Below are 10631 nucleotides of genomic sequence, written 5' to 3' on the forward strand. Positions count from 1 at the left end.
CCCGGGCTTTTGCTTGACGTTCGCGCCAGTCTAGCCGGACTTTTGCGCCGCGGTCATCCTTTCTCTCTCGCCATTTCTCTCAGAACGGCCGTAGGCTCAATGCCCCCGCGCGGGAGCGCCCAGCTTGATCGGGCGCAGCACCGCGGCGGTCGGGATCATCAGCACCGCGATGATCGCGAGCGTCCAGAACACGTCGATATAAGCGAGCAAATCGACCTGCTGCTGCAAGGTGCGCCCAACCCAGGCGACCGCCTGCGAGGCTGCATCACTCGCGTTCGAGCCCTGAGCCTGGAAGAAGCGGGTCATCGTCTCGATGGTCTGCTGATAGCCGAGGTCCGATGGCGCGGCGTGCTCGATCAGGCGGCTCTGGTGGAATTGCTGGCGCTGCGCCAGAATTGTCTGCGCCAGCGCGACGCCCATGGAGCCGCCGATATTGCGGGCGACGTTGATCAGCGCCGACGCCTGGTTGGTCTTGTCGGGCGGCACACCGTCATAGGACGCGGTCGTGACCGGCAGGAACAGGAAAGGAAGACCGAGCGCGAGGAAGATCCGCGACATCGCGGCATAGCCGTAGGTGATATCGCCGGTAAGGCCCGTGAGATGCCACATCGAGAAGGCGACGATGGCGGCACCGAACATGATGAGATATTTCGGCTGCACGCTGCTGACGAGGCGGCCGACCACTGGCATCAGCACCAAGGTCGCGACGCCGCCGGGCGACAAAGCGAGACCGGCCAGCATGGCGGTGTAGTTCAAATCGCTCTGGAGCAGTTGCGGCAAAAGCTGTGTCGTCGAGATCAGCACCGCGCCGGTCGCAAGCATGACCAGGAAGCAGGCGGCGAACTGGCGACGGCCCAGCAGGCGGAGATCGACGATGGGATCCTCCCGCGTCAGCTCCCACGGGATCAGCGCAAGCAGTGACATGGCCGAAAGTACCGCGAAGAACACGATCATGTTCGAGCCGAACCAGTCGTTGCGCTGGCCCTCGTCCAGCACGTATTCGAGCGAGCCGAGCCCGATCGCGACCAGCAGGAAGCCGACATAGTCGACGCGCAGGCCCTTGCTCAGCAGCTTCTCCCTCTCCTCCTCCGCGCCCGAGGGCTCCTTGACCAGCGTGCCGACCAGGAACAGCGACAGCAATCCCATGGGGACGTTGATCAGGAACACCCAGTGCCAGGTGTAGGTGTCGGTGATCCAGCCGCCGAGCGTCGGACCGACCACGGGCGCGACCACGACCGCGACGCCATAGATCGCGAACGCCTGGCCGCGCTTGTGCGGCGGGAAGGAGTCGGCGAGGATCGCCTGCTCGCTGGTCGCCATGCCGCCGCCACCAAGGCCCTGAAGGATTCGGAACAGCACCAGCGCCTGCAGATTCCAAGCGAAGCCGCACAAAAGCGAGGAGACCGTGAAGATCGCAACGCAGATCATGTAGAAGCGCTTGCGGCCGATCACGGTCGACAGCCAGCCCGAGATCGACAGCACGATGGCGTTGGCGACGAGATAGCTGGTGATGACGTAGGTGCTCTCGTCGATGCCGACGGCAAGCCCACCGGCGATGTGGCGCAAGGCAACGTTGGCAATGGTGGTGTCGAGCACCTCCATGAAGGTCGCGATCGAGACGACGAACGCGATGAGATAGGGATTATGACCGCCCGCCGCCGAGCGCTCCGGCGACCAGCCGCCCGCGGATGCACTGCCCTGCGCCGTGTCGGTCATCGCACCCTGGTCCAGGGCACGACCGACATGCCGGGACCAACGGGCAGATCGGCCGGCCAGCTGTCGACCACGATCTTCACCGGCACGCGCTGCACCACCTTGACGTAATTTCCGGTGGCGTTCTCCGCCGGCAACAGGCTGAACGCGGTGCCGGAGCCCGGCTGCACGGAGTCGACATGGCCGGTGAGCTTGCGCGCGGGATAGGCATCGATGCGGATCTCGACCGGCTGACCCGGCCGCATGTCGTTGAGCTGCGTCTCCTTGTAGTTGGCGACGATCCAGACCTCGTCAGGCACGAACATCATCAGGCTCTGTCCGGCTGTCACGAAAGTGCCCTTGGCGCCGCTGAGCTTGACGACGCGGCCGGACTGCGCCGCAACCACGCTGGTATATTGCAGGTTCAGCTTGGCCTGATCGAGCTGCGCCTGCGACTGCTGGAGCTGCGCCCGGGCGCCCTCGAGCTGCGCCTGCAGCGTCTTGATGCCGACCTGCGCGGCCGTCACAGCGGTCTTCGCGCGTTCCGTGTTGGCCTGCTGCGCCTGAAGATCGGAGCGGGTCTGCTGCTGGCGCTGCACGGTGCCGGCGCCCTTCTCGACCAGATCCTGGGCGCGCGCGAATTCCTCCTGCGAGAACTGAAGCTGGGCCTGGGCCTGTTCGAGCTGCGCCTCCGCCTGCTTGATCTGCTCCTGCTGGGAGACGATCTGCGCCTCGACATTGGCGATGTTCGCCCTGGCGACCGCGACCTGCGCATTGGCCTGATCGATGGCGATGCGATAGTCGCGCTCGTCGATCTTGGCGAGAAGGTCCCCGGCTTTGACATGCTGGTTGTCCGTCACGGGTATGTCGGTCACGTAGCCGCCAACCTTGGAGGCCACGGAAAAGCTCCGCGCGGCGACGAAGGCATCGTCGGTGGATTCATAGTGGCGCACCTGGAGCCAATAGAGCACTCCGCCGATAAGGGCCGCGAGCAAGACGATGGTGCCAACGCTTGCCAGCAACCAATGCTCGCGAATCCGCTCTCGCAGCGACGGCGCCTTGGCCGGCTTCGAGTCCGTGGCGTCACGGGCCTGATCAGGAGATATCTTCGGAGCTTCCTTCGCCCTCTGCGGCTGCTCCGCGGACGGTCCACGCTCCCGTGTTTGAGCATCCACGGTGAACACCTTTCTCGGGGATCAAACTGGCGGCAGAGCCGCCAAGGCCGGCACACGCGCCGCGAGCCCAACTGCAACTCCTGATCATGGTTCCGCTTGTTGCGAGCACCATCGCGTTCGTGAACGCCCTGCCCAAAAAGCGAGCGCGGCACAGTGCATGCCGCGCTCGCCTCGATATCTCATGGGAAGCGCACCCGGTCTCAGTGCGTCTTCGTCGCGTGCCATTTCTCGAGATCGGGTTTCACCTCGTCCGATCCCTGCTCCTTTTCCGGAGTGCCCTTCCAAGGCTTGTCCGTCTGCTTGTGCGAACCCCAGTCGCTCTGCTGCCGGGGATCGTCGTTAGGCCATTCCTTGCTCATCGAGCTTCCTTTCGTTGGAAACGCTTACGCGAAGGGGACACCGTAATAGGAGTTGATCCCGCGAACCGCGGCGTCATCACCCCAGTTCCAATCACTCCGTTCGCCGTATTTGGGCGCGCCTTCCAGTTCCTTGGTGGTGATGCCGGTGACGTAACCGCCGAGCTCCGTGTCGTATTTCAGCGACTGCCACGGCAGCGGATAGTGGTCGTTGCCGAGGCCCAGAAATCCGCCGAAGCCGAGCACGGCGTAGGACACCTTGCCGCTGATCTTGTCGATCATCACGCGTTCGATCGAGCCGATTTTGTTGCGATCGGCACCGTAGACCGATGTTCCCTCGACCTTGTCGCTGCCGATCAACCGACCCATCTCGTTTTGGTCCAGTTCACCCTGATTCAACATCTCAATTCTCCACTCAGCCAGTTGTGGAGACAACCCGAAGAGGTGCGCGATCGTTCCGGCATGTTCCGTCAGACTTGAGGAACATCGCCGGAAACGGGTGGTTCTCTCAACTTCGAATCCCGGAAACCAAATACCGGAAAACGAAGGGCCGCCCTTGATGTCCCAGACCGTCTCCGACTTCATCGTTCAACGTCTGCATCAATGGGGCGTGCGCCACCTCTTTGGCTATCCTGGCGATGGCATCAACGGCGTGTTCGGAGCCCTTCAGCGTGCTGAGGGCAAGATCGGCTTTGTTCAGACCCGGCATGAGGAGATGGCCGCTTTCATGGCGAGCGCCTATGCGAAGTTCTCTGGCCAACTCGGGGTCTGTATCGCAACTTCGGGCCCCGGCGCCTCGCATCTGATCACCGGGCTCTACGATGCCCTGCTGGATCACCAGCCCGTGCTCGCGATCGTCGGCCAGCAGGCACGCAATGCGCTGGGCGGGCAATATCAGCAGGAACTCGATCTCGTCTCGATGTTCAAGGATGTGGCTGGCGCCTACGTCATGCAGGCCTCCTCGCCGGCGCAGATCCGGCATCTGATCGATCGATCGATCCGGATCGCGCTGGCCCGGCGGACGCCAACGGTGATCATCCTGCCCAACGATATCCAGGAGGAGCCCTACGAGGACCCGCCGCGCGCTCACGGCACTCTGCACTCCGGCATTGGCTATAGCGCTCCAAGCATCAAGCCTCGTGACGCTGACCTCGACCGTGCCGCCGAGGTGCTCAATGCCGGCAAGAAGGTCGCGATGCTCATCGGCGCCGGCGCGCTCCACGCCACCGAGGAGGTGATCGCGGTCGCCGACCGCTTGTCCGCCGGCTGCGCCAAGGCGCTGCTCGGCAAGGCGGCGCTCCCCGACGATCTGCCGTGGGTCACCGGCTCGATCGGCCTGCTCGGCACCGAACCCAGCTACAACATGATGATGGAATGCGACACACTGCTGATGGTCGGCTCCGCCTTTCCCTATGCCGAATTCCTGCCGAAGGAAGGCGCGGCGCGCGGCGTGCAGATCGACATCGACGCCAGCATGATGTCGATCCGCTTTCCCATGGAGGTCGGCCTCGTCGGCGATGCCGCCGAGACGCTGCGCGCCCTGCTGCCGCGACTGAAACCCAAGAGCGATGGCGCCTGGCGCCAGGGTATCCAGGACGACGTCGCGAAATGGTGGAAGACGCTCGATGATCGGGCACATCAGCCCGCAGCACCGGTCAATCCGCAGCTCGTCGCCTGGGAGCTGTCTCCGCGCCTGCCCGACCGCGCCATCGTCACCAGCGATTCCGGCTCCTGCGCCAACTGGTTCGCGCGCGACCTGAAGATGCGCCGCGGCATGATGGCCTCGCTCTCAGGCGGGCTCGCCTCGATGGGTGCCGCGGTGCCCTATGCGCTCGCCGCGAAATACGCCCATTCCGACCGCCCGGTGATCGCCCTCGTCGGCGACGGCGCGATGCAGATGAACAACATGGCGGAGCTGATCACCGCCGCCAAGTATTGGCGCGACTGGAAGGATCCGCGCTTCATCGTCTGCGTCTTCAACAACGAAGACCTCAACCAGGTGACCTGGGAGCAGCGCGTCATCAACGGCGATCCGAAATTCGAGGCATCGCAGCGCATACCAAACGTGTCCTATTCGCGCTTTGCCGAACTGATCGGCCTCTCCGGCATCTATGTCGACAGCCCGCGGCTGCTGGGCTCGGCCTGGGAGCAGGCGCTGGCGAGCGAGATGCCGGTGGTGCTGGAGGTGAAGACCGATCCCGAAGTGCCGCCGCTGCCGCCTCACATCACCTTGCAGCAGGCCAAGAACTTCTCGCTTGCGCTGCTGAAGGGCGATCCCAACGAGAGCGGAGTGATCAAGGGGGCGGCGCGGCAGGTGCTGGAAAAGATCCTACCTGGAAACGAATGAGGTGAAGCATGAGCGATTTCCGCGATATCCAGCACGGCGTCAACGATCCCGTGGATGGCCTCGACGTGAAGCGGCAGATCAACGACAACCGGACGCCGCATGAACGGGCACAACGCCATGCAGACGTGCGTGCCGAGGCCACTGCCACGCCGAGCGAGCCATTTCTGCCCGAACGGCTTCGGCGCAAGCCTACCGATCCAATCAACCCGCGGAGCGGGCGGAGACCGACGGATTAGCCGTTAGGAACTCCGGCCGCTGCAGTGTGTTGGTGGGCGCAACGTCGCGCGGCGAGAGGCTGCGCGCCCATTCGGAGGGATCGGACCATGAAACGAATGATTATCGCAGCTGCTTGCGTGCTGCTCGCAGGCCCCGCACTCGCCCAGTCGCTCGGCGAGAAAACCGGCGTCAACTCGGCGCTCGGCGTCGCGCCCGCCACTGCCGACTTCGTCAAGGAAGTCGCCATCAGCGATATGTTCGAGATCGAGTCGAGCAAGCTCGCCGAGCAGAAAGGCAACGCGCAGGAGAAGACCTTTGCGCAACAGATGGTGACCGACCACACCAAGACCAGCAGCGAACTTAAGGGCCTTGTCAGCGGCGGCAAGGTGCAGGCGACCCTGCCGACAGCACTCGACAGCTCGCATCAGAGCAAACTCGACAAGCTCAAGAGCGCGAATGGCAAGGACTTCAGTTCGGATTACAATTCGTACCAGGTCAGCGCCCATGAGGACGCAGTCTCGCTGTTCGAGCGTTACGCCAAGGGCGGCGACAATTCCGACCTGAAGGATTGGGCCGGCAAGACGCTGCCGGCGCTCAAGCACCATCTCGACATGGCCAAGGAGCTCGGCAAGGCGCCGAGCGTCGGTCAGACCAAGTAAACATCTTACGAGGACGCCGGCCCTGCCGGCGTCCTCTCGTTTTGCAACGATGCCTGTCTCCGCGCAGTGAGATCGAAGATCGCGGAGATCGTCATGACACATCACGACAATCCCGCCGGCACGTCGTCCAAGCGGCGAGCGCAACGCTCGCTGCTGCTTCGCTGGCCTCTTCGCCAGCGGCGGCATGACGCCGCTCGGCGTTCCGGCCAGCCCGCCGAACTGGCCTCGATTTACGTGCAGCGTGCCGCGGCCGACGCGAGTTATGCGACCGGCTAGGTGTATGGGTCCGCTGGTGGGATCGGGACAGCCGTAGTCGGCGCGGCAGACTTATGCCACGAGGCAGAGCCCAGGAACCTTCTTTGTCTCCGGGCTTTACAAATCTGTCATGAAGGACATCACGCTTGCAGACCGATGGCATTAGTAGAGGTCAAACCTAGCCGGATCGACACCGCGATCGCGGATACGATCGCTGATCACACCAATTCAGGCATCGAGCACACGGCGCAGACATTGACCTGGGCTGCCGACGAGCACGTGCTGCTCGCGCTGGCCGCGGCTGGGTGGCTCTACACTCATATTTGGCAGCCCCAACAGCGCCCCGTTGCAAATCACGTTCTGGCCGTGTCGCTGGCGACTGCCGTCCTCCCGCATGTCCTGAAATCCATATTCGATCAGACCAGGCCAGACCGGCTGACCATACGCGGACACCGACATGGAGTACCCATCTCAGGACAGGCGCGCGACGCCTTCCCGTCCGGTCACGCGGTCCATATGGGCGCACTTGCCTCGGCGGCAGGCCTGCTGCCAAAAACGCCGCGTCGGTTGGTGCGTGCGATTGCGGTCGCACTTTCGCTGACACGGATTGCGGTACTCGCGCATTGGGCAAGCGACGTCGTCGCAGGCTTTGCGCTGGGCGCGGCCGTAGAGAGACTCTTGCGGCCATGGACACTGACACAATCGTTGCGCAAGCAGCTCACTTGGCGGAAACGGCCATGACCGAATATGTCGTGCGCTTCATCGCCGGTGGCATCATCGTCTCCGCTTTTGCGATCTTGGGCGATATGCTCAAACCCAAAAGCTTTGCGGGGTTGCTCGGCGCAGCACCGTCAGTTGCACTGGCGACGCTCGGCATCGCCGTCGTCCAGCACGGCCCGCAATATGCCTCGGCAGAAAGCTGGACGATGATCTATGGCGCGGTCGCGCTCGGCTGCTACAGCGTCGTCGTCTGCCATCTGCTGATCAGGTACTGTGTGTCCGCACTGCCGGCGACCGTCCTTGCTATTATCGTGTGGTTTGCTGTCGCCTTCGGCCTGCTCGCCGGCTTCGGAGGTGCGGCCTGATGCCGGTCAAGCTGTCGCTCTCCGCGCTGAAGCAGACGCGCTGGTACGAATACGGCATTCGTTTCCTGCTCGGTGGCCTGGCGACCGTGCTCACGGGGGTTCTGGGAGCGCGCTTCGGTGTTTCCGTCGGCGGACTTTTCCTTGCGCTTCCCGCCATTTTCTGCGCGAGCGCAACGCTGGTCGAAAGCCATGAACGCCGCACCAAGGAGAAGGCCGGCCTCAGCGGCACGCGCCGCGGACAAGAGGCCGCCGGGCTCGACGCGGCTGGTGCCGCCTGGGGAAGCATCGGTCTCCTGGCATTCGCCGCCGTCTTTCATGTTACCGTGGCCGCAAGCGTTCTGGGCGCTTTCGCCGCCGCGTTGATAGCTTGGGCCGTGGTTTCGGTATTGGCCTGGGGGCTCAGGCGCAAGCTGCGCATCGTCTCCCGCAAACCGCCCCGGTCAGCCCATTCGCCATCAGCAAAGGGTTCTCCCCTTACGAAGCGTTAGCCCGCTTTGGCATGCATTGACGGCTGCAATCTCGGCGGTTGAAGGCCCGGGCTGTTGGCCCAGCGCTCGACCTGCTCGATGACCTTCTGGTGGCTGGGGCGCACCGGCCTGGGTGCTTCGCTCTCTTCGACATGTGTGCGGGGCAATCTGACTTCGTTCGTCATGACGTCTCTCCCATTTGCCGGGAGTATACACCTGTCAAAGGATCCTTGCATCACATAAGTTATTGATTTAATTATATTTTCTGGCTAACTTGGCGTCATAGCCGCATCTTGTGGAACCGCGGCCGAATGAGTTCGTTGAGTAAACTACTCAACTTGCTCATTTTGGGTGATTGATCATGAACGACCTTCGCGCCGAGCGGCTCCAGGTCATGCTGTCACCGGAAGAACTGGCCGCGGTGGACGACTTCCGGTTCAAACATCGCATGCCGACGCGAGCCGCGGCCGTGCGCGAGCTCCTGAAGCTCGGACTGGCCACCGCCGCAGTCGATGCAGGGGCGAATGTCAAATCGAGCAGGTTCGGAGTTTTCGGGCGCGGCCCGGACGGCCATACGCAACCGCATCCCGAGCGCGGCTCCGAGGATTAGTCCAGCCTGATGCTCAAGCAAACGGCCCCGGCACGGGGTGCCAGGGCCGTCCTTGGAGATTACTTCCGGATCACCGGGGGCATGACAACCGGAAGCAATCCCTCGACTCTTCGCGTGCGAATTCGTTCCTGAAGGAATTAGCCGCTCGGCGCGTCGCCGGAATCATCGGGCGCCATGCCGGAACCGGGCGTCTTGCTGTTGTCGTTCAGCTTGGGATCGCGCGTGGCCTCACGAGAGGGCGAGCCCTTTGGCTCCGACTTGTGCACGGTCTGCGCACGCTGCTTGTCCCGCGGCTGCTGTTCACCGCGCTGATCTCTGATGATGCCTTGGTCGGAATGGGCCATGATAGCTCTTGCCTCTTTGCTGTCTCGAAGCGCTTACGCGCCGGAGCGTCGAAGGTTCCGACCCGCGAGATCAGACTGCTAACTGTGCGCTGAGTGCACCGGGGTCGATGCATTTTCGTGATGCACCTGCCGCACTGTCGTCACGGTGGCGAACGCGACCGACACGCCAAAGGCGAGGATGAGCGAAAGAAGAGCCAGACGTGGAGCCATTGCAAAAACCTCCTGAAATAGGAAATCAACGCGATCGACTGTTACGAATGATCCTGCTTGTTGTCCGTGCGCAGTCTCACACGCAGATCCACGAACACGACAGAACTACGCATCCTGCTTTTGAGGCCTGCGCGTTGGAACGGGCGGCACCTCGCCGTCGAGCCAATCCTGCTCGTCGGCAAGTGCCGTCCACGCATTCGCCATGCGCAGAAAACGATTGTGTGCCGGCTGTGCTTCGGCCCTCTCGGCGAGCTGGAGGCAGTTGTCGGCGTTATCCCTGAAGATCTCGGACTGTTTCATCAACATGAATTGGGGACGGAACCGACGCGTCGCAACCGCCCTTACCGGATCGTAACATCTGCGGAACTTTCGACCGCCGTCCGCCATTGGACGTCCATGCGGATTCTTCTCGCGATGGTTTTGGCGTTCATCAGCACTGCACCGCTTGCCGACAGCACCGGAGAGCGACGGCCGACCGGCAGCACGCCGACCGCAACCGAGACCATCAGCGACCTCTACACTTTCAGCCGCTTTCAGCAGGGCTTGCTGGAGAGCACCGACCTGAAGGGCAATGCCGAGGTCAAGAACCTCGCCGCCCTGCGCGCCGAAGAAGCAGCCCGGCGCGACAAGGCCCTGAAACAGATTCAGGAGACGATCGGCACCGAACCGCGCGTCGCCAAGACGACCTCGGCGAGCGCGAGCCTGGTCGAGCCCGAAACTTCGGACGGACCGACTTTCGTCAAAAGCTTCTATGCCGCGCAGATTCCCGAGTATGAATCGGTGATCGACCTGCTCGAGCGCTATCTGAAGGCGCCCGACAATGCCGCGCTTGCAACATTCGCGCGCGAGCAGCTCCCACTGTTGCGCTCACAGGTCAAAGAAGCCGAGCGCACCATGGCAGACAAGTAGCCGTTTATTTATTGTTCGGACGACTTTGCTGGCTCTCCGGCCGCACGGTGCGGTCGCTCTCCGGCATCCGGTCCCGGCCGGCATCCCCATTGTCATCCTTGCCGCCCGAAGTCGAGGTGCCGCTACCGCTGGGATTGGACCGGGTCGACGCACCCGTAGTTGGTGTGTCCGCGCGTGGGGTGGCGGAGCTTGCGGCGGGGTCGCCGGTCACCGCACCACGGCCGCTGGGCGCGCCGCCTTGTGCGAACGCCGATCCAGCCAACAACATCACGGTGCCGATCACGGCAAATCCTGCTTTCATGTGCG

Annotated in this window: 16 protein-coding genes and 1 pseudogene; 9 read left to right on the forward strand and 8 right to left on the reverse strand. The window is 63.2% G+C overall.

Annotation, left to right across the window (positions count from 1 at the left end; translation table 11 throughout):
• Positions 1 to 96: 96 nt before the first annotated feature.
• The 4 genes from BcanWU425_RS29370 to BcanWU425_RS29385 form a co-directional block, all read right to left on the reverse strand.
• Positions 97 to 1716: a DHA2 family efflux MFS transporter permease subunit gene (locus tag BcanWU425_RS29370; RefSeq protein WP_204513881.1), complete on the reverse strand. Its 1620-nt coding sequence runs from the start codon at positions 1714 to 1716 to the stop codon at positions 97 to 99.
• Positions 1713 to 2867 carry an HlyD family secretion protein gene (locus tag BcanWU425_RS29375; RefSeq protein ID WP_026233108.1) on the reverse strand — a complete coding sequence of 385 codons (1155 nt, stop codon included), beginning with the start codon at positions 2865 to 2867 and terminating at the stop codon, positions 1713 to 1715. The genes BcanWU425_RS29370 and BcanWU425_RS29375 overlap by 4 nt, the downstream gene beginning before the upstream one ends.
• Before the next feature lie 200 nt (positions 2868 to 3067).
• Positions 3068 to 3226 carry a hypothetical protein gene (locus BcanWU425_RS29380; protein ID WP_204513880.1) on the reverse strand — a complete coding sequence of 53 codons (159 nt, stop codon included), beginning with the start codon at positions 3224 to 3226 and terminating at the stop codon, positions 3068 to 3070.
• A gap of 24 nt (positions 3227 to 3250) precedes the next feature.
• Entirely contained in the window at positions 3251 to 3625 is a 375-nt protein-coding gene (locus BcanWU425_RS29385) for a PRC-barrel domain-containing protein (RefSeq protein WP_007594753.1), read from the reverse strand.
• A 157-nt stretch (positions 3626 to 3782) separates the two neighbouring features.
• On the opposite strand from BcanWU425_RS29385, the gene BcanWU425_RS29390 reads away from it, so the two are divergent.
• The 7 genes and pseudogenes from BcanWU425_RS29390 (at position 3783) to BcanWU425_RS29420 (ending at position 8273) form a co-directional block, all read left to right on the forward strand.
• Positions 3783 to 5570, forward strand: a complete 1788-nt coding sequence (locus BcanWU425_RS29390; RefSeq protein WP_204513879.1) for a thiamine pyrophosphate-requiring protein — start codon at positions 3783 to 3785, stop codon at positions 5568 to 5570.
• A gap of 8 nt (positions 5571 to 5578) precedes the next feature.
• Positions 5579 to 5806 carry a hypothetical protein gene (locus tag BcanWU425_RS29395; protein WP_018456212.1) on the forward strand — a complete coding sequence of 76 codons (228 nt, stop codon included), beginning with the start codon at positions 5579 to 5581 and terminating at the stop codon, positions 5804 to 5806.
• An 87-nt stretch (positions 5807 to 5893) separates the two neighbouring features.
• The gene (locus BcanWU425_RS29400) at positions 5894 to 6445 is read left to right on the forward strand and encodes a DUF4142 domain-containing protein (RefSeq protein ID WP_085352563.1); all 552 of its coding nucleotides are present in this window, start codon (positions 5894 to 5896) and stop codon (positions 6443 to 6445) included.
• A 178-nt stretch (positions 6446 to 6623) separates the two neighbouring features.
• Positions 6624 to 6721: pseudogene (locus tag BcanWU425_RS29405) on the forward strand (SDR family oxidoreductase); the annotation flags it as partial.
• Between the two features lie 135 nt (positions 6722 to 6856).
• Positions 6857 to 7441, forward strand: coding sequence for a phosphatase PAP2 family protein (locus BcanWU425_RS29410; RefSeq protein ID WP_018456209.1), 585 nt, complete (start codon positions 6857 to 6859; stop codon positions 7439 to 7441).
• Positions 7438 to 7785, forward strand: coding sequence for a DUF3147 family protein (locus tag BcanWU425_RS29415; protein WP_204513878.1), 348 nt, complete (start codon positions 7438 to 7440; stop codon positions 7783 to 7785). The genes BcanWU425_RS29410 and BcanWU425_RS29415 overlap by 4 nt, the downstream gene beginning before the upstream one ends.
• The gene (locus BcanWU425_RS29420; protein ID WP_204513877.1) at positions 7785 to 8273 is read left to right on the forward strand and encodes a DUF3147 family protein; all 489 of its coding nucleotides are present in this window, start codon (positions 7785 to 7787) and stop codon (positions 8271 to 8273) included. Before BcanWU425_RS29415 ends, BcanWU425_RS29420 begins: the two co-directional genes overlap by 1 nt.
• On the opposite strand, the gene BcanWU425_RS29425 is transcribed toward BcanWU425_RS29420, so the two are convergent.
• Positions 8270 to 8437 (reverse strand): hypothetical protein, encoded by a 168-nt coding sequence (locus BcanWU425_RS29425; protein ID WP_162847273.1) that lies wholly within the window; start codon positions 8435 to 8437, stop codon positions 8270 to 8272. The two genes, BcanWU425_RS29420 and BcanWU425_RS29425, sit on opposite strands and share 4 nt — an antisense overlap.
• Before the next feature lie 176 nt (positions 8438 to 8613).
• On the opposite strand from BcanWU425_RS29425, the gene BcanWU425_RS29430 reads away from it, so the two are divergent.
• Positions 8614 to 8862: a hypothetical protein gene (locus BcanWU425_RS29430; RefSeq protein WP_018456205.1), complete on the forward strand. Its 249-nt coding sequence runs from the start codon at positions 8614 to 8616 to the stop codon at positions 8860 to 8862.
• 137 nt (positions 8863 to 8999) lie between these two features.
• On the opposite strand, the gene BcanWU425_RS29435 is transcribed toward BcanWU425_RS29430, so the two are convergent.
• Together BcanWU425_RS29435 and BcanWU425_RS29440 are read right to left on the reverse strand one after the other, a co-directional pair.
• Positions 9000 to 9206: a hypothetical protein gene (locus BcanWU425_RS29435; RefSeq protein WP_007594775.1), complete on the reverse strand. Its 207-nt coding sequence runs from the start codon at positions 9204 to 9206 to the stop codon at positions 9000 to 9002.
• A 315-nt stretch (positions 9207 to 9521) separates the two neighbouring features.
• A complete protein-coding gene (locus BcanWU425_RS29440) occupies positions 9522 to 9716 on the reverse strand; it encodes a hypothetical protein (protein WP_026233106.1) in 195 nt (64 codons plus the stop codon).
• Positions 9717 to 9812: 96 nt separating this feature from the next.
• On the opposite strand from BcanWU425_RS29440, the gene BcanWU425_RS29445 reads away from it, so the two are divergent.
• Positions 9813 to 10325, forward strand: a complete 513-nt coding sequence (locus tag BcanWU425_RS29445) for a DUF4142 domain-containing protein (protein ID WP_204514107.1) — start codon at positions 9813 to 9815, stop codon at positions 10323 to 10325.
• Positions 10326 to 10329: 4 nt separating this feature from the next.
• On the opposite strand, the gene BcanWU425_RS29450 is transcribed toward BcanWU425_RS29445, so the two are convergent.
• On the reverse strand, positions 10330 to 10626 hold the full coding sequence (locus BcanWU425_RS29450; RefSeq protein WP_026233105.1) for a hypothetical protein: 297 nt from the start codon (positions 10624 to 10626) through the stop codon (positions 10330 to 10332).
• Positions 10627 to 10631 lie beyond the last annotated feature (5 nt).

The sequence above is a fragment of the Bradyrhizobium sp. WU425 genome, assembly GCF_021052305.1.
Taxonomy (GTDB): Bacteria; Pseudomonadota; Alphaproteobacteria; order Rhizobiales; family Xanthobacteraceae; genus Bradyrhizobium; species Bradyrhizobium canariense_D.